19 protein-coding genes are annotated in these 20,292 nt (G+C 45.3%); 6 read left to right on the top strand and 13 right to left on the bottom strand.

Annotated elements, in window-relative coordinates:
• Nucleotides 1-84: 84 nt before the first annotated feature.
• From QUB06_RS12090 to QUB06_RS12080, 3 genes are all read right to left on the bottom strand, one after another.
• A complete protein-coding gene (locus QUB06_RS12090; RefSeq protein WP_333435464.1) occupies nt 85-1,143 on the bottom strand; it encodes a spermidine/putrescine ABC transporter substrate-binding protein in 1,059 nt (352 codons plus the stop codon).
• 51 nt (nt 1,144-1,194) lie between these two features.
• Complete coding sequence (locus QUB06_RS12085; protein ID WP_333435463.1) at nt 1,195-2,046, bottom strand: ABC transporter permease; 852 nt, start codon at nt 2,044-2,046, stop codon at nt 1,195-1,197.
• Nucleotides 2,047-2,156: 110 nt separating this feature from the next.
• Entirely contained in the window at nt 2,157-3,002 is an 846-nt protein-coding gene (locus tag QUB06_RS12080; protein ID WP_333435462.1) for an ABC transporter permease, read from the bottom strand.
• A gap of 101 nt (nt 3,003-3,103) precedes the next feature.
• Here QUB06_RS12080 and QUB06_RS12075 point away from each other — a divergent pair, with 101 nt between their 5' ends.
• Nucleotides 3,104-4,615, top strand: coding sequence for an FAD-dependent oxidoreductase (locus QUB06_RS12075; protein ID WP_333435461.1), 1,512 nt, complete (start codon nt 3,104-3,106; stop codon nt 4,613-4,615).
• A gap of 77 nt (nt 4,616-4,692) precedes the next feature.
• On the opposite strand, the gene QUB06_RS12070 is transcribed toward QUB06_RS12075, so the two are convergent.
• The 5 genes from QUB06_RS12070 to QUB06_RS12050 form a co-directional block, all read right to left on the bottom strand.
• Nucleotides 4,693-7,506: a chloride channel protein gene (locus tag QUB06_RS12070; protein WP_333435460.1), complete on the bottom strand. Its 2,814-nt coding sequence runs from the start codon at nt 7,504-7,506 to the stop codon at nt 4,693-4,695.
• Nucleotides 7,507-8,078: 572 nt separating this feature from the next.
• Nucleotides 8,079-9,035 carry a GDSL-type esterase/lipase family protein gene (locus tag QUB06_RS12065; RefSeq protein WP_333435459.1) on the bottom strand — a complete coding sequence of 319 codons (957 nt, stop codon included), beginning with the start codon at nt 9,033-9,035 and terminating at the stop codon, nt 8,079-8,081.
• A 1-nt stretch (nt 9,036) separates the two neighbouring features.
• Nucleotides 9,037-9,255: a hypothetical protein gene (locus tag QUB06_RS12060; protein ID WP_333435458.1), complete on the bottom strand. Its 219-nt coding sequence runs from the start codon at nt 9,253-9,255 to the stop codon at nt 9,037-9,039.
• A 6-nt stretch (nt 9,256-9,261) separates the two neighbouring features.
• Nucleotides 9,262-10,557, bottom strand: a complete 1,296-nt coding sequence (locus tag QUB06_RS12055) for a TldD/PmbA family protein (RefSeq protein WP_333435457.1) — start codon at nt 10,555-10,557, stop codon at nt 9,262-9,264.
• Nucleotides 10,558-10,834: 277 nt separating this feature from the next.
• The gene (locus QUB06_RS12050) at nt 10,835-11,695 is read right to left on the bottom strand and encodes a Tab2/Atab2 family RNA-binding protein (protein ID WP_333435456.1); all 861 of its coding nucleotides are present in this window, start codon (nt 11,693-11,695) and stop codon (nt 10,835-10,837) included.
• Nucleotides 11,696-11,965: 270 nt separating this feature from the next.
• Here QUB06_RS12050 and QUB06_RS12045 point away from each other — a divergent pair, with 270 nt between their 5' ends.
• Nucleotides 11,966-12,751 carry a nucleotidyltransferase domain-containing protein gene (locus QUB06_RS12045; RefSeq protein WP_333435455.1) on the top strand — a complete coding sequence of 262 codons (786 nt, stop codon included), beginning with the start codon at nt 11,966-11,968 and terminating at the stop codon, nt 12,749-12,751.
• Nucleotides 12,752-12,813: 62 nt separating this feature from the next.
• Complete coding sequence (locus QUB06_RS12040; protein ID WP_333435454.1) at nt 12,814-13,530, top strand: pyridoxine 5'-phosphate synthase; 717 nt, start codon at nt 12,814-12,816, stop codon at nt 13,528-13,530.
• Nucleotides 13,531-13,629: 99 nt separating this feature from the next.
• Here the strand turns inward: QUB06_RS12040 and QUB06_RS12035 are convergent, their stop codons facing one another.
• The 4 genes from QUB06_RS12035 to QUB06_RS12020 all read right to left on the bottom strand — a co-directional run bounded on the left by QUB06_RS12035 (nt 13,630) and on the right by QUB06_RS12020 (nt 16,747).
• Complete coding sequence (locus tag QUB06_RS12035; protein ID WP_333435453.1) at nt 13,630-13,794, bottom strand: hypothetical protein; 165 nt, start codon at nt 13,792-13,794, stop codon at nt 13,630-13,632.
• A 2-nt stretch (nt 13,795-13,796) separates the two neighbouring features.
• Nucleotides 13,797-14,831, bottom strand: a complete 1,035-nt coding sequence (locus QUB06_RS12030; RefSeq protein WP_333435452.1) for a low specificity L-threonine aldolase — start codon at nt 14,829-14,831, stop codon at nt 13,797-13,799.
• Nucleotides 14,832-14,928: 97 nt separating this feature from the next.
• Nucleotides 14,929-16,536, bottom strand: coding sequence for a lysine--tRNA ligase (gene lysS, locus QUB06_RS12025; RefSeq protein ID WP_333435511.1), 1,608 nt, complete (start codon nt 16,534-16,536; stop codon nt 14,929-14,931).
• Between the two features lie 40 nt (nt 16,537-16,576).
• A complete protein-coding gene (locus QUB06_RS12020) occupies nt 16,577-16,747 on the bottom strand; it encodes a hypothetical protein (RefSeq protein ID WP_333435451.1) in 171 nt (56 codons plus the stop codon).
• 1 nt (nt 16,748) lies between these two features.
• Between QUB06_RS12020 and QUB06_RS12015 the strand changes: the two genes are divergently transcribed.
• Entirely contained in the window at nt 16,749-16,934 is a 186-nt protein-coding gene (locus tag QUB06_RS12015; protein ID WP_333435450.1) for a hypothetical protein, read from the top strand.
• A 104-nt stretch (nt 16,935-17,038) separates the two neighbouring features.
• Here the strand turns inward: QUB06_RS12015 and QUB06_RS12010 are convergent, their stop codons facing one another.
• Nucleotides 17,039-18,448: a hypothetical protein gene (locus QUB06_RS12010; RefSeq protein WP_333435449.1), complete on the bottom strand. Its 1,410-nt coding sequence runs from the start codon at nt 18,446-18,448 to the stop codon at nt 17,039-17,041.
• Between the two features lie 692 nt (nt 18,449-19,140).
• Between QUB06_RS12010 and QUB06_RS12005 the strand changes: the two genes are divergently transcribed.
• Complete coding sequence (locus QUB06_RS12005) at nt 19,141-19,956, top strand: hypothetical protein (protein ID WP_333435448.1); 816 nt, start codon at nt 19,141-19,143, stop codon at nt 19,954-19,956.
• A 90-nt stretch (nt 19,957-20,046) separates the two neighbouring features.
• A complete protein-coding gene (locus QUB06_RS12000; protein WP_333435447.1) occupies nt 20,047-20,172 on the top strand; it encodes a hypothetical protein in 126 nt (41 codons plus the stop codon).
• Nucleotides 20,173-20,292: the final 120 nt, after the last annotated feature.

Below are 20,292 nucleotides of genomic sequence, written 5' to 3'. Positions count from 1 at the left end.
TCTTGCCCGTTCTTGACGATGGTGCAACTCCCATGCAAACTTAAAATTTAAGTAAACCCGCCCCGGCACAAACCTGTGTTATATCTACTTTCCCGCCCCTGCTTTAACTTCCGTCCAAGCTCGATCGTACAATGCAGTTGCTTGCCCGACATCCTGCAATAATTTCATTTTGTCAAACACCTCAGCCGGCGGGTAAATTTGAGGATTTTTCAAATCGTTCGGGGCGATTAAACCTCCATCGATTGCTGCTTTGTTGGGCGATCCGAATTGGGTAAAATTGGAAATTTGGGCCCCTACTTCTGGCTGCAAAATAAAGTTAATAAATTTCTCCGCTAACTCTTTCTGGGGCGCATCTTTGGGAATAGCCATGTTGTCAGAAAAAATGATTGTTCCTTCTTTGGGAATAGCGTAACGGAGATTAGGATTTTCTTTCATCACTTGGAAAATATCGCCGCTCCATTCCATCGTCAGATTTACTTCTCCTTGATCCAGCAGATTTTGCCCGGTGTCGGGGACAAACGCTGCAATGATATTGTTACTTTTAATCAGCAAATCGCGGGCTTTGTTAATTTCTTCGGGATTGGTGGTATTTGGATCAAATCCTAAATACATTAAAACTCCTGCAAATGTGTATCTGGCATCGTCTTGCCACGCCACTTTTCCGGTATATTTTGGATCGAACATCGCCGCCCAACTGTTAATTTCTCCCTGGATTGTTTTCGCGTTGTAGCCAATTCCCATCGTTCCCCACTGGTAGGGCAGCGAATATTTGTTCCCCGGGTCAAAAGCTTGATTTATAAACTTAGGTTCTAGGTTTTTTTTGTTGGGAATATTGTTTAAATTCAGCGGCTCAATTAGATTTTCTGCGATCATGATTTTCACCATGTAATCGGCCGGAAATATTAAGTCGTAACCGGGGTTTCCCTGTTTGAGTTTGGCATAGAGTGCGTCGCTGTTCTCGAAAGTGTCGTATTGAATTTTAACATTGTTCTCTTTCTCGAATTGGGCGATCGCTTCTGGGGCGATATAACTGGCATAATTGTAAATGCTGAGCACTTGTTGGTTGCCACCTGTGGGGCTACAGCCGAAAGCCACCGTTGCGCTCATCACAAACAAAAGTAGGAAAGTCAGCAGGCGTTTCATAGGTTGTGTTAGTTGCAGACCAAAATAATTATGACACAGAAAGCAATTTTTTTAACTTTTCTGAACTTTTAACGATGATACAACCAGCAACAATGAAGCCAACAACATCAAAGTTGAAATGGCATTAATCGCGGGCGTCACTGAAAATTTTATCAGGCCATAAACAAATAATGGCAGCGTCATCGAACCGACACCTGTGGTAAAAAATGTCACGACAAAATCGTCTAGCGACAGAGTAAAAGCCAGCAGTGCCGCGCTAAAAATAGCGGGCCAAATCAGAGGGAGAGTGATGCGCCAAAAAGCCCGCCATTCGTTAGCGCCTAAGTCAAAAGCTGCTTGCTCTAATTGAGGGTCTAGTTCCGCCAAACGCGCCCTGACAGTAATAGTCACAAAGGAAATATTAAAGACAATGTGACCGATAATTACGGTAGGTAAGCCGAGATTGAGGCGAATTCCCGTGAGATTTTCTACGATCCGAAATACTAGGGTAAAGAAAACTAGCAGCGAAATGCCGATCGTAATTTCGGGCATAATAATCGGCAAAAACAGTAAAGCTTCTACTGCTTTGCGCCCCGGAAAATGAAAGCGTTCCAGTGCTAACGCGAGCATTGTACCAAAAATTGTCGCTAACACAGTCGAAAGAGCTGCAATTAGCAAGCTGTTGTTGAGTGCAGTCAAGATTCCGGCGCTGCTACTCGTAGCAATCGTCGCGCCTGCATTGCTAAACAAACTGCGGTACCAATCGAGGGTAAAGCCACGCCAAACGGCATTGAATCTGGAGGCGTTAAAGGAGTAAATAATTAAGATGAGAATTGGCAAGTAAAGAAAGGCAAATGCTAGTACAGCTTGTACCCAAAGCCACTTTTTGCCGATCGCCCGCACGAGTATATCTAGTTTAGTCATTAGTCAAAAATAGGTTCGCCTGTAGGGGCGGGTTTTACAGACAATCTGTGCCTAAGACAAATAATCTCATAAACCCGCCCCCACCCAACTGTAAATCTCAATCTACCTGTTTAAGTTTCGTCAGACACGCGGAAGTAAATTAACACCGGAATCAATATGATTACCGTCAACAGCATAGAAAGCGCAGATCCAAAAGGCCAGTCGCGGGCTTTCATAAACTGATTTTGAATCAAATTTCCCACCATAACTGTTTTAGAACCGCCCAATATATCCGGTGTGATGAAAGCGCCGACTGCGGGAACAAAAACTAAAATAGATCCTGCAACAATACCGCGAGTTGTTAATGGTAAAAATACGCGCCAGAAAGTGCGAATATCATTTGCCCCTAAATCTTGAGCGGCTTCTACCAATGAAAAATTGAAGCGTTCTATGCTAGAATATAAAGGCAGAACCATGAAAGGTAAATAGCCGTAAATAAGACCGATCGCCACAGCGAAAGGCGTAAAAAGCAAATTTAACGGTTCGCTAATAATTTGCAGGCTTTGCAAGGCTGTGTTAACTACTCCTTCGCTACGCAAGAGTATGATCCAGGCGTAGGTTCTCACTAAAAAATTAGTCCAAAATGGAATAATTACCAGCAAAAGCAAAGCATTTCGCCAGCGAGGAGAACGGGTGGCGATGAAGAATGCCAGGGGATAGCCAACTAACAAGCAAGCGGCAGTTGTTAGAAAAGCCAGCCAGAGCGATCGCCCAATTACTCCTAAGAAAAGTCCACTGAACAAACGCTGGTAGTTGCTGAGAGTAAATATCCAAGTAACACCGCCGTAAGTACCGCGTTCTAAGAAACTGTACAACAGTACAATTAGCACGGGCAAAATGAAGAAAACGACCAGCCATGCGGTAGCGGGAAATAAGAGCAGCAACAGGTTAGTTTGCTGCCGGTTTTTGACACCCATTATTCACTCAAGCCAAATTTAGCACATAATCCCACACATTTTATATCAAATCCGCATTTTATGAATTATGTCATCATGAATAAATTATCAAGAGGTACGCAATGTCAGCAGAATCGTCAACCCCCAAAATAGTCGTCGTCGGTGCAGGATGGGCCGGTTTAGGCGCTACCTATCACCTAGCCCAGCAAGGCTATGACGTAACTTTGTTAGAAGCAGGCCCTCATCCGGGTGGCTTAGTTGCAGGGTGGAAAACCGCCGGCGGGCGTTCCGTAGAAGCAGGCATTCATGGCTTCTGGTATCCCTACAAAAACATCTTTTCCTTAGTCAAGGAATTAGGACTCGATCCCTTCACACCTTGGACTCGTTCTTGTCAGTATTCACCGGCGGGATTGGAAGTAGAATCGCCGATTTTTCAGGACGAACCGCGCCTTCCTACACCGTTAGGAACCTTTCTTTACACCAGATTTAAAAGGCTGCCATTAGTCGATCGGCTTTCAGCCTTGCCCTTACTCTACGCCGTCCTAGATTTCGACAATTCCGACGAAGCTTGGCGCAGGTACGATCGCGTCACAGCCCGCGAACTCTTCAAACAGTTTGGCGTTTCTGCAAGACTGTACCGCGATGCTTTTGAACCCATGTTATTAGTAGGTTTATTTGCACCAGGAGAACAATGTTCTGCCGCCGCCGCTTTGGGAATGCTTTATTATTTCATCTTAGCACACCAACCGGATTTTGATGTAGTTTGGTGTCGCGGAACTGTGGGAGAAAAAATCTTTCGCCCCTGGGTCGATCGCCTGGAAAAACTCGGTGCAAAAGTATTGACAAAGCAGCGAGTTACTGATTTAACAGTGGACAGCAACAACCGAGCCACAGGCGTTGTTTGCGGCGCAGAAACCTTCGAGGCAGATGCAGTTATTTTTGCAGTTGGTGTCACGGGAATGCAAAAAATTATCAGCAGCAGCCCAGCTTTGCAAAGCCGCCAAGAGTTTCGGGACGCAATGAACTTGGGTGCAGTTGACGTGTTAGCTATTCGCCTGTGGTTTGACCGAAAAATTGACATTCCCCTGCCTTCTAATGCCTGTTTTGGATTTAGTTCAACTACAGGTTGGACGTTTTTTGATTTGAATGCTTTGCACGACGAATTTCGAGACGAACCGGGAACAGTTGTGGAAGCTGACTTTTATCACGCAAATCAATTAATTCCCCTGAAAGATGAGGAAATAGTTTCCTTAGTTCAGCGGGATTTAGCGACTTGCATTCCGGCTTTTCGGGAGGCAAAAGTAATTGACAGCAGCGCGATTCGGCTGTCGCGGGCGGTGACGCATTTTGCCCCTGGCAGCTATCAGTATTTGTTGCCTGCCGTAACAAGTTATGATAATGTATTGATGAGCGGCGATTGGGTTGTGACCCGTCACGGTTCTTGGTCGCAGGAAAAGGCTTATGTTACTGGTTTGGAAGCGGCAAATTTGGTAATTTCGCGTTTCGGAATCGGAAACAAAGCGGCAATTATTCCCGTGGAAGCTGACGAACCGCACATTCAAATCGGGAGAAAGATTAATCAGTTTACTCGCAGTTTGACTAAAACTTTCATTCCCGATTTTTGGCTGCCATAAGAAGAAGGAAATTCTGCAACGGATGCGGTAACGCATTTAAGGGATGTCAGGAAGAAGGGGGATTCCCGTCTGGTTAGCTAAGAGGCCGATCGCACTAAAATGACTGTACAGTCGCACCCGCGCGCCACAGCTTCCGGGATATTCCCGTGAATCACCTGCTTCAGCAGCCCTTCGCGGCTCGCTCCCAGGACGATCGCATCGCACTGATCGTTCTGAGCCAAATCAATTAAAGCATCAGAAACCGATTTAGCGCAAACCGAAGTCGCTATTATCGAACAGCTAACCCGGCGCTTGATAAACTCCGCTGCTTGCTTTAATTCTCCGCGATCGGGTTCTGCAACAGAAGGCTGATGAACCTGACACAATTTAATCTCCGGTACAGCACTCGCAGCCACCAAAGCAGGTAGCAGCCGCAAAGCCGCAGCTTGCTTGTAACTGCCGCGAATAGGTACCAACCAGCGGTGCAAACCCATCAGCGTGTACAGCCCCAATTCTGGCCCTGGAATGTCTGAATTCGATGGGGAAAGTTCAGTCTCTGGAGTCGCTGAGGAATCTGAGGATATGGCCAATGCGGGATTATCTGCGCCGTCAACTTTTTCTGGATTTAACTCCCATTCTATAGACGTATATTTCCGCCCGCTGAAAGTGGCAGAAAACTCATTTTTCTTGCGTTTTGCTAATAGTTTTTCGCTCCACTTCACCAAAATAACCTCGCAGCCTGCTTGCCGAATTACGGTATCCACCACATCGCCAAAAATGCGTCCTTTTGTGGAAAATTCGCCTTGCCAGCCCATCAAAATTGAATCGATATGTCGCTCCTTTATTGTCTCCAAAATCGCGTTAGGCACGTCGTGAGCTACCCGTATTTGGGTGTGTACCGGCAAGTTCCAATTGCGAATTATTCGCTCGGCTTGTTGTAGCAGGCGGCGGCTTTTGGTTGTCCGCACTGCGCTTTCTGAGGGGGAACTGTTGCGCGGTACTATGATGATTTGCAGGCATTCTAATTCGTAATTGCGATCGCGCGCAATCGCCGCGGCCAGCCGCAGCAAAGCGGGTGCTGTTTGGGGATTGGAAAGCGGCACTAATAACCGGCCGTTTCCGACTTGCGGAGCCCTGGTTTGATAGACAACATAGGAAGGTTCTGGATGCGGGCCCTGGGTTGTTTCTCCGCTGAGGCGATCGGATTCAACTCGGATAATGTCGCTGCGGGTAATAATTCCCACCAAACGCCGGCCTTCTACGACTGGCAAACGGCTGATATTGTAGTTGTTGAGCCTGTACAATACCTCGCTTAAAGTATCCTTTGCTTTGACTGCGATCGGCTGTACAGTCATAAATTCTTTGAGCAGGGAGTTGCCGGACAAATGGCGCTCGCTGGCATTTGCCAAATCGGTTTGAGTGACAATTCCTACTAATTTGCCATTTTCAACTACTGGAAAGCCTCGGTGGTGCGATCGCGAAAATGCCTGCATCACTTCATCGAAAGTCAGCAAACTCGAAAGAGTTTCAACTCGGCGCTGCATCACGTCATCTGCGTACAAGTCGCTCAAAGTATTACTGGCAGCTTTTGCCTTTGTCAGTTGAATGCCGTTAAACTCCAAAAGGCGAGTGTACAGCGAGCCACTCTCTACCTTTTCCGCGACTAAATAAGCAACTACAGAACAGATCATCAAAGGCAGCACTAATTTGAAATCCGCCGTAATTTCAAACACAATTACTACCGAAGTAATCGGCGCTCTAGTAACCGCGCAAAAAAACGCTCCCATTCCCGCCAAAGCGTAAGTTACTGGCGAACCGATACCCAGGACATCTGCCTGCACAATGCCCACCATGTGGCCGAGTGCAGAACCCATAACTAGGGAAGGGGAAAACAATCCTCCCGGAGCCCCAGAAGCAGCGGATATAATTGTTAGAAAAAAGTGTGCGATAAAAGCAATTAAACTCGTTATGCCACTTGCTTCACCCGTCAGCAGAAACTCCCGCAAACCCGTATTATTGCGAAAAGTTTCTGGGAGAACAGCTATTACTGAACCGCAAATAATACCAGCTAGAGCCACTCGCACGGGCAAAGCTAATTTGAGCGATCGCCTGTTAAATTGCAAGCTAGCAATAATCCCTTTAGTGAACAAAGCTCCCAGCAATCCCGCTAAAATTCCTAGCACTATGTAGAAGGGAATTTCCTGAGCCTCAAAACTGCTTTGGTACTCGCGAAGGTTCAAATTTAAACTATCACCGCCCAAAAGCTGCGATACAACTGCACCGATAAATGAAGCGATAATTGCAGTCCCTAAAGTCAATCCCGAAACGTCGTGCAGCAGTTCTTCAACTACAAACAAAACTCCTGCAATGGGAGCGTTAAAACCAGCAGCCAATCCTGCCGCAGCACCGCAAGCAATCAATTGTCGGCGGTAGTCTGGGGAAGTTGGCATCAAGTGACCTATCCAGCCGGCCAAAGATGCTCCTATTTGCACAGTCGGGCCTTGCCTTCCTAAAGTTAAACCGGAACCAACTGCTAAAATAGTCGTCAGAAGCTTGGCGACAGCTACTCTCAAATCTAAGGAAAGATTGACTCCGCCGAGAGCAGCTTTGACGTGAGGAATGCCGCTACCTGCAGTTTCGGGAGCAAAACGCTCAACCAAGAAACCTGTCAGCAACCCGCCAAATAAACCGACAGCCGGAAGCAAGATCCAAGCTGGAATTACTGTCGAGGTAGCAACTCGCCAACTGCCGAGCCATCCGACTCCTGATTTGAGCAAAACCCCAGCGAGTCCTGAAATTAAACCGATCAGACAAGCTTCAAAAATGGCTAGGCGTTTTGGTCGTAAAAAAAGTTGAGATTTAATGACCCTGGAAGGTTCCCTAAATTGTTGAGGGATAGTTATGTACGGCATAAATAGCGTAGATGACCTGAGAATTGTCTGCTCGATCGCACTTTAGCAAAAAATCCTTCTATACTTACCTAAAATCTGCTGTAATTCCGATGCTACCGGATTTGATATCAATCTGCGATTTTTTTACCTTATAGCCTCCACCAGTGTTTTTAAATCCGGCACTTCTAAATCAGGCTGGCCCCTGGCCGGCAGTGTCGCCCCAAACCCTGTTTTTTCGTGTCTGCGATTTACCCAAATCTATCTCGTGACGTGACAGCAATTGTCTCAAGACTAGCAGTATTCCCCTTTCCCCATCTATAGCAATCCTAAATCATTTGTGAATTTCTTACTCCCTCCCCTTGGTAAGGGGAGGGTTGGGGTGGGGTAAAAATTTTACGACTCATTTAGGACTGCTATATCAGAATGCCATAGCAGTCAAAACTCACTCCTGAAAATTGATTAAATTCAAGCATATAGCGGTTCTCAAAAAAGTGAGGTATGCCCTATGCCCACGGAGGCCTATGCCCTATGCCCTATGCCCTATGCCCATGAGTACCTCATCTTTCTGAGAAAGGCTATAGTTCGCTCCGAGTTTACGGTTGATATTCCGCAAAAATTTCAATTTTTCCCACAATGTTTTGATTAAATTGAGCCAATTCTTCGGCGGGAATCCAATATTCTTGGTGTATTGAACTGCCCACATTTTGAACCGGATATTTTTTTAAGAATTCTGCCGCCACCCGAAACCGCGTGACATAGCCGAAATATCCCGATGCTGCATCTCTTGTATTCCAATCTCGCGCGATTTGTATGGCATAGGCTTTGTGAATTACGGGATAAAAAGTAGGCTGAAAGGATAAGCGCGGGGGAAATGCCAGAAAATCGCTTTCTTTAATCAGTTCCATTTCTTTTTTGCCGACGGCTCGGAACAGCGTTACTGTCTCTTGATCTGATATATTGATATTTTTAAACCAAGCTTTCCAACCGTCCCAATTGTGAACTATTTTAGCCAATTCAGCGTAACCGGCGGCGCGGGGATGGGAAACGTCATTTTCGGTAAGTTCTTTATGCCAAATTTCTGAGTTTTGCAGCGGGGTGCAAACATCTAAATAAGGCACATTTAACTCGTTGCAAACTTGGGAAAACTGTTCGGATAAGTTGGCAATCCGCTTTGTGCGATCGGCATCGATAACTGGCGGTGGCCCTACCATTAATACTGGAAATATTTCTTTGGCTGACGTGAGAATACAGCGAGCATTTTCAATTGATTTTTCAACTTCTATGCGATTTTTTTCATTTTCTAGGTAAGTGTCGTTGACGCCAAAGGAAAATACTATTCTGCCGTCGCCATAGTGAGGTAAGCGGCGAGAAATTTCGTTGAACCAACGAGTTTCTATATCGGCACTGGTTTCTCCCCTTATTCCTAAATTGTAGTAGGTAATATCGTGTCCTTGTCCGCAAGCGGCCGCGCAAATCCGTCCTGTCCAACCGAGACATTTGGGATCGCAAGTACCGTTTACAAAAGAATCGCCGATAAAACAAATACGCATATTATGTGTGGGAATTGGGAATTGTTGACTGTTGACTGTTGATTGTTAACTGTTGACTGTTGACTGTTGACTGTTGACTGTTGATTGTTGACTGTTGACTGTTGACTGTTAACTGATGATTGATGACAACTGACAACTGACAACTGACAACTGACAACTGACAACTAACAACTGCCAACTGACAACTGACTACTAACAACTGACAACGGCCAAATGCCAACTGACTTTAATTCTTGCCGATGACGGACAATCCTTCTACAATTAGAGATGGTGTTTGGCAAGAACCGTTCCACTCGGAGTCTCCTCCCAATTCTACCAATTGTTTGAGGACGTTGTAGACATTGCCAGCTACCATTGTGTCTTTGATTCTGCCGACTATTTGACCTTTTTTGACTCGGTAGCCGAGATCGACGTTAATTGAAAAATCGCCGGAAATTCCGGCACTGCCGCCAAGCATTTGATCGACTACAATTCCGTCGTCTAATTTAGCGATTAAATCTATTAGCGAAAGCGAACCTGGTTTAATCAAAACATTGAACAAACTCGGCGTGGGATAGCTGCCCAAACCTGGGCGAAATCCGTTGCCGGTGGTGCCACTGCCCAAGGCTCGACCGGTGGTACGATCGGTATAAAATAGCTGCAACACTCCGCTGTTGATAAAGACGATCGCCCGAGTGGGAGTACCTTCGTCGTCAAAAGGACAGCTATAGGGCCCGATATCCGGCTGCTGCGAGAGGGTGACAAGCGGCGATGTCACTTGTTGGCCTAATCGATCGTTCCAAGGCGAAGCGCCTTCGAGTACCTGTTTGCCGTTCAAAGCCGCACAGACAGTCCCCCACAGCAAATCGGCTGCTTTGGCTGTAAATAGCACCGGCACGCGGCCCGTGGCGGGGGCTACATTGTCTTTCGCCCATTCTAAACGCTGCAAAACCCGCTTGGCGCTGGTGTTTAAGTCGAGGGTACCGCGTTCGGTTTCGCCTGCCCAAATGTTGAGGAAATCTTCGCCCCGCACTAATTCTGCTGATAAGTAACCGCTGAGGGTGGTGTCGGTGTGACTCGAATCCAAGCCTTTGGTGTTCACCAAGCGGGTGCTCTCGATTTCGCAGTCGAGTTCGGCGGTGCAGAGGCTTTCTGGATAGGCTTCGCGGACGATCGCGATCGCCTCTTTGCCCCAGTTTACTAGCTGTTCGGCCGGCACCGACACTCCGCCATCGGGATAAACAACTTTCTCACCGGTGCCGAGTTCGATGGTTTCCGGTTCGTTAAGTTGCGAAAGCGCGATCGCCCTGTCCACCAAAATTTGCAGTTCCACAGGCCCGTAGGCCACCGCCAAACCCGGCCGCCCGTCCCGCCACAGCCGTAGGGCTATGCCTTCTGCTTGGGCGGTTTCTAGCTGTTTGAGGCGGTTTGCTTCAAAAAAGACCGGCCGTGAGAGCGATTGCGATTCCAATACCTCAGCAGCTTCTGCACCTGCTTTGGTGGCTAGTTCTAACAGTTGTTCTGCTGATTGCTGATTGGTCATTGTTCTCGGTGGTTGGTAATGGGCGGTTGGATTTTCGATTTTCGATTTTCGATTTTCGATTAAAGAATTGGCAATAACTTACTGGATATGGGTTGGGAGCACGGGTCTACATTTAAATTCTTTTGGGAAAACTGGTGTAATTGGCGATAACCAGATTTTACAGTCATTGGTCATCAGTCATCAGTTAATAATCTACCGTCATTAGTCGAGAGTTAACAGCTATATTGACTCATAACTAATGACTAATGACTAATAACTAATGACTAATAACTAATGACTAAATAGTTAGTTCGTGCAGCAGCCAAAATCCTGCAAAAGATTCCGATTCGGGATTCGACTGAATTGCTAAGAAATGTACTTTTTTTGCTTGGTTTTTCGCCGCTTCAAATCCTTTCGCTTCTCTCTCAGTTGCTGCGTCTCTGAGATTAGCTAAAATCCAGCGATCGTTAGCTCCCGTATCTAATACCAGCCTAGCGGGTGGGCCGCTCTCAAATTTCAGAAAAGCCAACTCTAAACCCGACATCCAACCTGCCAGGGCGTTCGCTCTCGACGAGTAGATAATTAGTCCCGGAATTTGCGTTTCTGGGGCGAGGCGTGTCATCGGCAGTCCGAAAGCTTCGCCAAATCCGATATCCCACTCGGACATTTCGTCAAAAGCTGCGATCGGCAAACTCACAAACGCCCATTTTTCGCCGATTAAAGCATCCGGCAGCGCAACTGGCGTTTCGGGTACAAATTGAACGCTAGGGTTCACAACCGGTTGATAGCCCGGTTCGGCGGGATAAACGTCTTGCATCCGTTCTTCGAGCCACAGGCTAAGGGCGAGGGTGCGGCGGCTGCAGGCGGCGGGAATGTCCAAATCCTCGCAGGCTTTGGTAATCATGTTCGCCATTTGGCGGCGGAAAAAGCGGATTTTTTCAGGTCGTTTCGGTGCTGCGGCGATCGCATCTTTAATTGCACCCGCCAGCCACAGGGAATTTACGGTAGAACTGGAGCAGAATTGCGAGTAGCGAAAAAGAGATTCGGCCTTGTCGCCTACATTCAGCGGGCTTTCGCAGATCAACACTTCCCATTTTTTTTTCTCTCGCTCGTCTATGATTGGACGGCTGTAAAAGTCGAGTTCCCAAATAGTAGCCATGCCGCGCTGTTAAAAATTAATCCTTTCTCATGTTACCGGACAGCGGGCAAGTTTCTGATTCTGACCATATAAGGCTGATTTTCAATCGCGGGCGATCGCACTTTCCCTCATATTGCCACTTTCCCTTGCAGCTTCCAGTGTAATTTTTGGCAGCAGTGCACAACGGGAAGCATTAGCAACTCCTCGGAGAACTGTCGCGGAGCAATCTCAACACGCGATGTTTGTTAAACTTGTGCCAGCCAGGGAAAACCAACTGTATAGCTTGATTTCATGAGACAAATCATTCTCGAAAAGATTGTTTCCACCTTACAACCTTTAGATTTTGTTCTCGCTTTGTGGCAAGGAGGTTCAGCAGCCCACGGATACACCGACGAGTGGTCAGACCTCGATATTGCGGTTGTGGTTGAAGATAACTGCGTGGAAGAAACCTTTGATATTGTTGAAAAAGCCCTCGCAGAAATTGGCGAAATCGAACTCAAATATCGAGTTCCCGAACCCGCTTGGCACGGTCAATCGCAGTGCTTCTGGCGGCTAAAAGAAGCCCCCCCGTTCTTGCTAATTGATTTTGCCGTTTTTCGGCGCAGCAGCCGCAACGATTTTCTGGAAATAGAAAGACACGGGAAAGTGCCAATAGCCTTTGACAAAGCTAATCTAATTGTACCCCCGCTTTTGGATCAAAACCAGCATTTATCTCAAATGCAAACCCGATTCAACGAAATTAAAATCCGTTTCGATTTGCTGCAACCTCTGGTTAAAAAAGAGATTTATCGCGGACATTTAGTAGATGCGATCGGCAACTATCACAATTGGACGCTTCTACCCTTAGTCGAACTGTTGGGCATGATTTACCGCCCGCACAGATACGACTTTGAACTAAAATACTTCAGCCGAGATTTTCCGCGCGAAATAGTCGATCGCGTCGCACCGCTTTTCTGCATTGCCAACCTTGAAGATTTGGCAGCAAAACAGCAAATAGCTGAGGCTTTTTTTGCAGAAAGTTTACCGCTTGCAGAAGCTAATTTTTACTTTGATAACACCCCAACACTACCGCAATAGGCTCAAACTTTTGTCCCGAAAACGATTAATATAGTAGCATCAACCTTAAAGATTAACATCCCATGACTAAACTCAGCGTTAACATCAACAGAATCGCCCTCCTCAGAAACTCTCGAAACATCGGCATCCCCAGCGTTACCGAAGCCGCAAAAACAGTAATTGCTGCCGGAGCTCATGGCGTTACAGTCCATCCCCGCCCCGACGAAAGGCATATCAAAGCTGCCGATGTTTACGAATTAGCCAAAATGCTAACCGTCGAGTTCAACATCGAAGGAAATCCGTTTCAGCCGCCATTTATGGATATAGTTTGCGACGTAAAACCGGCTCAGTGTACCTTGGTGCCGGACGCTCCCGACGTGCTAACATCGGATAGCGGTTGGAATATTCCCGAAAATCGCGATCGCCTCCTACCAATCATTGAAAAATTAAAAGACAATGGCATCAGAGTCAGCTTGTTTATGGACGCAGATGCTGCTCTCATGCCACTAGCAAAAGAAGTTGGAGCAGACCGAGTAGAACTGTACACAGAACCCTACGCAACTGCTTTTCGCGAAGGTAGAGTAGAATTTGTTTTTCAACAATATGTCTTAGCAGCTCAAGCAGCTCAATCAGCAGGTTTAGGGGTGAATGCTGGACATGATTTAAATTTGCAAAATTTAGCTAAATTTTGCTCGATTCCTGATATACTAGAAGTATCGATCGGTCATGCTTTAATTGCGGAAGCGCTAGAAATGGGCTTGTCCAAAACAGTACAAGCTTACCTAAAGATTCTCGCTTGAAAAAGGAAGAAGGAAGGCACGACAAGGATTTTGACTTCGACCTCATACTCGGATATGCTACGCTCGTTATCCGAGTATGAGGTCGAAAGGATATACGGATTAATTATCGAGTCTCCCACTCTCCCACTCTTCAATCAACCAGAAACAGCGTTGGTCACCAAATAGTTGCTGTTCTGATATTAATATTTGTGGATTTAGTTGTACTTCTGCTTCCAGTGGCTGAAAGCCGAATCCGTGCTGCCGGAAAATCAATTCGACCAACACATCTATGTAGCGTAGCGTCGAGCCGACTCTAGCAAAGTATTGATATCTCTTTCTAGAGTGTTGAAAGCAGTTACCAACTGGATAGTGTTTGAATCATCAACACCACAACGGTAGAATTGGAAGCCATCAGCAATTAACCCTTGGATGACAGTTTCAGGCAGTTGGATGAAGACTTCGTTCGCCTCAACCGGATGGAGTTGTCTTATTCCCGGTAGTGAGGCGAGTCCCGCTGCTAGCTTGGTAGCCATCTGGTTAGCATATGTGGCGTTTCTCAGCCACAAATTATCCGTAATGTAAGCTTCGAGCTGCACCGACAAAAACCACATCTTAGAGATGAGATGTCCACCACGCTTGCAACGGTAGCTGAAAGTCTCCGCCAAGGCTCGATTGAAAAATACTACGGCTTCAGCAGCAATAGCACCATTGTTAGTTGCACCAAGTGACAGCACATCAACCCCAGCTCGCCAGGTAATGTCTGCTGGAGAACAGTTTAGGCTGACCACCGCATTAGCGAAGCGAGTACCGTCCATGTGCAGGCTAAGACTATGGGTCTGAGCAACTTCAGCAATTTTGTGAATTTCATCAGGGCTATAGACCGTTCCAACTTCAGTAGCCTGAGTCAGGCTCACGGCAGTTGGTTGCACCTTACGAGCGATACCAGAACCAGCCTGACCAAGCACTGTTGCCAAGTCAGATGCTTGAATCTTGCCGTCTTCTCCTTGCAGTGTCAGCAACTTGGCACCGCCTGTGTAGAATTCGGTTGCACCACAGGCTTTGAGATTGATATTTGATTCACTGTGGCAGTAAATCGCACCAAACGGGAGACTCATCACAGATAGAGCCAGGGCATTGGCAGCAACATCGGTTACTACTGGAAAAATCGTAACTGCGGTCTCGAATAATTCTGAGAACTTGACTTCTAATCGGGAAGTGTATTCATCCTGACCATAGGGCGCGACCGCACCTTTAGAGGCAGCAACCAACGCTGCCATAATTTCCGGTGCAATATCGGTTACGTTATCGCTACAAAAGTTCATTCCTGTGTGATCTCCCATCGGTATGACATAGTGTGAAGGAAGCCTCCTTAACACTGTACACCTGCTAAACCTATAGCGCCTTATGCTAGGCTTACACTTACAGATAAATTCTATCGATCTTTGAGAGATTTTCTTTAATTACATCGCGGAGCCTCGTAACGACCAAAGATTTATCGAGGTAGGACAACAAAGCACCAGCCTTGGGACCGCGTTCTTTCCCCATAAAAGATAGATAGATAGCCTTGAAAGCAATAGGCTGCGCGATATTTAACTCTTTGGCTGTAGAGAACAAAGTAGTCTGTAACTCTTCACTATCCCAAGTCACTATATTCTCTAAAGTTTCCTTCAACTTTTCAAGATAAAACACCTGCTCTTGATCTAGCTCAAGAGCTTTTTCAGGAACTCTGTCAAAGTAAAGAACCAACTTTTCTTCGTCATCTGCATAGTCTTGTAGCCACTTTTCAGCCACAGCTATCTTTTGGTTTGCGACTTGCCAGTCAAAGTCATTCATAGATTCAGAACTTCGTTTGGCTATCTCATTCTTTATGTCAAGATGTGGGAGTTGAAGGAGCGAAATTATAGTGCTTAATTCAAACGGATGGTAAGCTTTAATTTCCTCATTCAACTGCGAGTAAAAAATAGGCATTAAATCTTTCGTCAGTTGGTTCTTTGCTGAAATAGTCGCCGATAGAGTTTGGTATTTTTCGATCAAACTATCATAGTCTCGAAAAAGGCGGGTGATTGTTTCGTAGTTAGGAGCAAAGTTGATAACTGTTTTTGGCTGAGTACGCAGCATCAAAAAGCGTAAGAGTTCAGGAGGAAATAACTCGGCAATTTCTTTCGCACTTGAACCAACTCCCTTTGATGAACTCATCTTAGTACCATTAACCAGGATAAATTCATAAGGAGAGTGGAAGGGAGGCTTTTTCCCTAAAACCTTATGGCAGATAGCGTTTGCAACCTCTCGCGATCCCCCTTTTTGGGAGTGATCCTTACCTGCCATCTCAAGAGTTACACCTAACAGATCCCACTTGGCAACCCACTCAACCTTCCAAGGCAGCTTACCATTCCCATCAAACGGAGAAATCCAAGCTGAATGTCCGCAACCCTGCACCCAGTTCGTGGCATCTGGCTTACAAGTGTAAAAAACTTCTGAGCTGTTGTAGTTTGTGACTTCAGTTGTTGCGATCTTACCACACTTTTCGCAAATAATTTGAAACGGATACCAGTTATCGGGACGATTTGCCTTACTCACCTCTTTATAAGCTTCTCTTACAAGGTGAGCATTTTTGAGAAAAATATCGATATAAGGGTTCAGTTGCCCAGAGCGATACAAATCGCGCAGGTAGTAAACATCCGGTCTTATTCCCAGATATTCAAAGACTTCCAAAAATTCAGCCATAAAATACTTGGCGTAATCGCTGGCTGTATCTTCTGGAGAAGGTACGTTGCACAACGGGAACCCAAGATAGGGTGAAAACTTATCCTGATCTAGGTATTTAGGAACCGTATCTAGAGCATCGTAATCATCGACACCGTATAAGAATTTAACGGACTTACCTGCGTATTTCAAAGCTCGGTAAATAACATCGTGAATGACCACACCCCGCAAAGAGCCTACGTGAACTCTTCCCGAAGGTGTTTTGGAATCATTGACTACTTGGTAGCCTTGTGCATCCGCAGCTATTTTGTCAGCCCAGAACATAATTTGCAATTTCTCTTAGAATATTTAACATTGTAGCGTTTCACAGACGTATCTGTTCCAAAGGTGGCAAAGAAAAGAATAGATAACTTTGGGGCTGCCAACCCAACTGCCAGCGCTGTGTGCGATACTGTTTGATCAGCCCCCTTAACACAAAAGCCCCGATAACTGCTAGCGTCCATCGCCACTCATCCGGAAAGCCTGCTGTAGCCATAATGAAACCTTATCCGATCAAGTTTCGAGAAAAAGCGGTCGAAGCTTACAAACATGGCAACACATCAATTAGAAAACTAGCTACCAGAGTTGATGTGAGTAAATATTTTGTCGAGCGACTACTAAAGCAGCAGCAAATTACAGGAGACATCCAACCACTACAGAGCGGGTGGAAGTCAGAAAAGTGAATTGACTCGTGCGAGCGCGTGCCATCACTGGTGGCCTGTAATCTAATCTGAACGATACAATGTCGATACTCGGATGTGATATGACTTACTTCTGCCATGCGGCTCTATGCTGCATTTTCTGGCTCCATTAAGAGTTGAAATTCAACTGGATAGTCGAAAACTAACTGGGCTGATAACCACGGATTTGCCTTATACACTTGGTCATAAAAATAATCAAGCAACCAACCTTGTTCTTCATTAGTTCGTAAGTATTTACTAAGGATTTTTCCTCGATTGCTTTGATAAGCTGCCCAATCTGTTAATCCCAGATAATCGAGTTCTTCTAATTCATTTATGATGTTTCGATCTGATTCGAGACATTTCTCATAGTCAAGGTAGTAAAGTCTCCCTTTTTTCGTATGCTCTTGCTTGAGAGCTCCATGATAACGGAGAGCATTGAGCCTCATTTGACCTGCTGTAACGTCGTGGTGTGATACAAGAAGTTTCTCCCAAGTAGCTCTGGGTGCTGCAAGTATATATTTGAAGGCACGATCCAGAATATCCATCAAGATAACTGCCTGAATCAGTGGGCGATCAAATAGCTCATTGCCTAGAGCATCCAACCCTAAATTACTGCCACTATCAGCACGGAACTCTTCATCTGCTCCTTGCATAAAAAATTGATTTTTTTTATTTGGATGAGTCATGGGCTGACTGCCAAGAAAGTGAGTCATATTATGCAAACTGATCAATGCCGCTTGGACTTGATTAGCATCTTGGCTCTCAAATAGATGGCGAATTTCATCGAGTTGATCGGGTACCCAGAATGGCTCTAAAGCGCACAAAGTATGGCTGACTGATTGAGCTGTGTAGGTATTTAAAAGATAGCCAACACTTAGACCCTGCACATCTGTCTGCTCTGGAAAATACTCAGGGATAAAGTAAGGAGAGTGATGAATATTAGTAGCTTTTATTACGTGAGCGCCTGCAAACCGAGTCTTCACAGTACGAACTGGACATTTTGGGTAAAGGATTGAGTTGAGTCGAAATAGTTGGCTAGGATGGTTGATCTTTAAACCTGATTCCATTGAATCTTCGCTAACTACAGCAACAAATCCAGACCAAAGCATAGAATGGTTATGCATGGCTGGAATAGGGGCAATGATTACTGGTTGCCAGATATATTCAAAATACTGCAAGTACACTTGTTTCAGTAGCTCCCAATTGTTGCTTCTGAGAGCTTTGGCATTTTCAGTGCAAGCCAAAGCATCATAAATGCCAGTATTATCCAGAGAAAGATAGTGAGCGGCTTGCTCCAATACTTGCGATATTTTTTCGATAGTTAAGGTTTCTGTACGAGGCGAAAAAAATCCTTGAACTTGCAGATTTTGCAAGTTATTTACCAATCTGACTGCTTCCATTTGGTAGCTAAGAGCCTGACGACGAGAAATTGATAAGTTATGAATTGTTGTTTCTACTTCTATTTGGAAGAGAAGCTTGTGAGTGAAATCTTTTTGGGTGGATTGGTGTTTCATAACTTCAGAATAAACGCAAATGCTTTACAGTAACCATCTTAATAAATTCTAAAAATTAGCTAGGATGTGCAATTATTTCACTAGGCTTTTTATGTTTAATTAAAAGATGTGCAAAAATAGCACACCCTAAGTTTCCCTGTAAGGAGACTCGTGCTTTATCCGCACCCCCAAGATAGGTCGGTGGGCTTCTGTTGTTTAACAAGTGTTAATTTGGAACTAGGGTAAAAATGCTTGGAAAAATTTATGTCAAGTAATTGTAATAATTCTTTACCAATTAAGGCTGGACGGATAGCGAGGTGTATCGCTGATTACAACCAAGCGCTGTGGTTTGCTTCCAAAAACGTCGAGGTCTACTTTAACAGGACTTAGGCAAAAACAGCTTAAAAACACTATTAGTAGCGGTAAGGTGTGCAAGGCACACCCTACAGATAGAGTTTATGCGTAAGTCCTATTTAACCAAGGCGTTATGTTTGGTATATTTCCTGGGAAACAGGGGACAAAGATTAGGGCGTATCAGCTTGCCCCACAACCGTAGTACAATGGCAGCTACGGTCAATATCGCCGGGTAAGTGTCGGTACACTTTTTATATTGAGTAGTTACCTAACGGAACTGTTTGAGTCGATTTATTAGACGCTGCTATCCACGCCCGTTACTAGACGCCAGCTTTTTGCTAATGAGGAAGGGTTAAATAATGTCTAATACTTCAGGTGGAAATTTTAGTAATGAACGATTGAATAAGCTTAGTGTGCTGCACGAAATGGGAATCAACCCCTACCCTTCGTATAGCGAACAAACTGACTATGTAAAGGCAATTATCGATGACGATAAAAAACAAGAAGGACAAACTGTTACTATTGCCGGACGCTTAGTTTTGTGGCATGTGGACGACGCCTTAACTTTGGGGTACATCCAAGATCAGACTGGACAGATTCCGATTTTTTTGCGTCAGGATGTTCTGAAGTCCACGGATGTGTCGGCTGGTAATTTGGGATACTCTCACCTCAATTTGCTTGATGTTGATGATTTTATTCAAGTATCCGGGACTGTGATTAAAAGTCAAGGGGGTGAAACCTCTGTTCTTATCGATACCCTGCGTCTGCTTAGCAAGTCACTCAATCCCCTGCCTAATAACTGGGTATGTTTTTTTAAAAATACAACTGATATTGTGCTAACGATAGAAGACTTTCAAAATCTTATATCTGACAAAATTTTACATCCTCCGGCCTCAAAAATCACTATTTATCCATATCTAATAATTTGGAATAAGCCGAATTTAAATGGAAATTGGAGGGCAAGTGGCTATGTTGAAGTAGATGGAATACTAGAGAATAATAGACTGCGAATAACAGGGTATACGGTCACTTCCCAAGATAAAATTAATGCTAAGGATGAAAGTGACAAGTTCATAGAAATTATTGAACTAGAACTCGAAGACATTATTATTGCATATTTTAATAAATGTCAAGTGCAAATAGCTGAAGTAGTGCAGGTTAGAGCTCCAGGGTAAGGGCGTCTAAATAGGATAGCCAAATCAACGATCGCGCGCAATGGCAAAACCATCACAGACTCCTATGACCGGGAGTGTAAGGGTAAGAATTTGGCGACCGCAGAATGGCCGACGGCGGACGGGCGGGCGGACTACGCTCTGTTTGTGGTGCTACAGGCGATGGCGGTTGTGGAAGCGAAGCGCCACCGCAACGATCGATGTCTCTGGAGCTGTTAAGCCAAGCGCTAAAGAAATAAAATAAAGCTTTAAGTATTGTTATAACCCACATTCCGCACCCCCAACTGGCACATACGCGAATTGAGGGGGTAAAAGTGAATCATCCGAGACAAGAGCGAG

Source organism: Microcoleus sp. D2_18a_D3 (genome assembly GCF_036702455.1).
Lineage (GTDB): Bacteria > Cyanobacteriota > Cyanobacteriia > Cyanobacteriales > Microcoleaceae > Microcoleus.
The sequence above is the reverse complement of the archived record's forward strand: the minus strand, read 5'-3'. Positions and strand labels throughout refer to the sequence as shown.

Excerpts from the sequence above, each read along its gene's own strand:
- QUB06_RS12090 (WP_333435464.1), bottom strand. The coding sequence starts at position 1,143 with ATGAAACGCCTGCTGACTTTCCTACTTTTGTTTGTGATGAGCGCAACG.
- QUB06_RS12085 (WP_333435463.1), bottom strand. The coding sequence starts at position 2,046 with ATGACTAAACTAGATATACTCGTGCGGGCGATCGGCAAAAAGTGGCTT.
- QUB06_RS12080 (WP_333435462.1), bottom strand. The coding sequence starts at position 3,002 with ATGGGTGTCAAAAACCGGCAGCAAACTAACCTGTTGCTGCTCTTATTT.
- QUB06_RS12075 (WP_333435461.1), top strand. The coding sequence starts at position 3,104 with ATGTCAGCAGAATCGTCAACCCCCAAAATAGTCGTCGTCGGTGCAGGA.
- QUB06_RS12070 (WP_333435460.1), bottom strand. The coding sequence starts at position 7,506 with ATGCCGTACATAACTATCCCTCAACAATTTAGGGAACCTTCCAGGGTC.
- QUB06_RS12065 (WP_333435459.1), bottom strand. The coding sequence starts at position 9,035 with ATGCGTATTTGTTTTATCGGCGATTCTTTTGTAAACGGTACTTGCGAT.
- QUB06_RS12055 (WP_333435457.1), bottom strand. The coding sequence starts at position 10,557 with ATGACCAATCAGCAATCAGCAGAACAACTGTTAGAACTAGCCACCAAA.
- QUB06_RS12050 (WP_333435456.1), bottom strand. The coding sequence starts at position 11,695 with ATGGCTACTATTTGGGAACTCGACTTTTACAGCCGTCCAATCATAGAC.
- QUB06_RS12045 (WP_333435455.1), top strand. The coding sequence starts at position 11,966 with ATGAGACAAATCATTCTCGAAAAGATTGTTTCCACCTTACAACCTTTA.
- QUB06_RS12040 (WP_333435454.1), top strand. The coding sequence starts at position 12,814 with ATGACTAAACTCAGCGTTAACATCAACAGAATCGCCCTCCTCAGAAAC.
- QUB06_RS12030 (WP_333435452.1), bottom strand. The coding sequence starts at position 14,831 with ATGAACTTTTGTAGCGATAACGTAACCGATATTGCACCGGAAATTATG.
- lysS (WP_333435511.1), bottom strand. The coding sequence starts at position 16,536 with ATGTTCTGGGCTGACAAAATAGCTGCGGATGCACAAGGCTACCAAGTA.
- QUB06_RS12020 (WP_333435451.1), bottom strand. The coding sequence starts at position 16,747 with ATGGCTACAGCAGGCTTTCCGGATGAGTGGCGATGGACGCTAGCAGTT.
- QUB06_RS12015 (WP_333435450.1), top strand. The coding sequence starts at position 16,749 with ATGAAACCTTATCCGATCAAGTTTCGAGAAAAAGCGGTCGAAGCTTAC.
- QUB06_RS12010 (WP_333435449.1), bottom strand. The coding sequence starts at position 18,448 with ATGAAACACCAATCCACCCAAAAAGATTTCACTCACAAGCTTCTCTTC.
- QUB06_RS12005 (WP_333435448.1), top strand. The coding sequence starts at position 19,141 with ATGTCTAATACTTCAGGTGGAAATTTTAGTAATGAACGATTGAATAAG.